Here is a 619-nt window from a genome sequence, read left to right as displayed (position 1 = left end):
TACTGGTCTTGTCCGGCTCGACCCGCTGGATCACACGATCGAGCTTGTCATAGGTCAGATTTACAGTCTGTCCCTTGGCATCGGTCTGGCTGACCGGCAGGCCGAGCGTGTTGTAGCTGTAGCTCCACGATCCCATGTCGGGATCGGCATCGACGATCTTGGCACCGCGGGGGTCGTAGGTCGCCGTGCTCACATTGCCGGACGGATCGGTGGTCCTGGTCAGGTTGCCGAATGCGTCATAGGCATAGGTGATGGTCTTGCCGAGCGCGTCGGTGACCGAGACGATGTTGCCCTGGCTGTCCCGGATGGTCGCGCGGGTCTGGCCGAGTGCATTGGTCTTAGTGACGGACAGGCCGTGATAGGCGACCTGGGACACGCTGCCGTCCGGCTTGGTCTTGGTCAGGGCGCGGCCCAGCGCGTCGTAGGTGAAGGTCGTGTATTGCGGCGTCCCGCCGTTGACGAAGTAAGGCCGGCTGGTCTGCGACACCCGCCCGAGCGCGTCGTACATGGTAGCCACACGGATCGCGGTGCCGTCAAAGCCCTGCGTCTCTCGCGCTATTTCGCGATCGAGCTGGTCGAAATACACGGTGACCGTCGGTCCGCTGATCGTGCCGTTGGG

1 pseudogene is annotated in these 619 nt (G+C 63.3%); it reads right to left on the bottom strand.

The annotated features are described in order from the left end of the window. Nucleotides 1-619: pseudogene (locus tag HZZ13_RS36380) on the bottom strand (RHS repeat domain-containing protein); the annotation flags it as partial.

The sequence above is a fragment of the Bradyrhizobium agreste genome (genome assembly GCF_016031625.1).
GTDB classification, from domain to species: Bacteria; Pseudomonadota; Alphaproteobacteria; order Rhizobiales; family Xanthobacteraceae; genus Bradyrhizobium; species Bradyrhizobium agreste.
The sequence above is the reverse complement of the archived record's forward strand: the minus strand, read 5'-3'. Positions and strand labels throughout refer to the sequence as shown.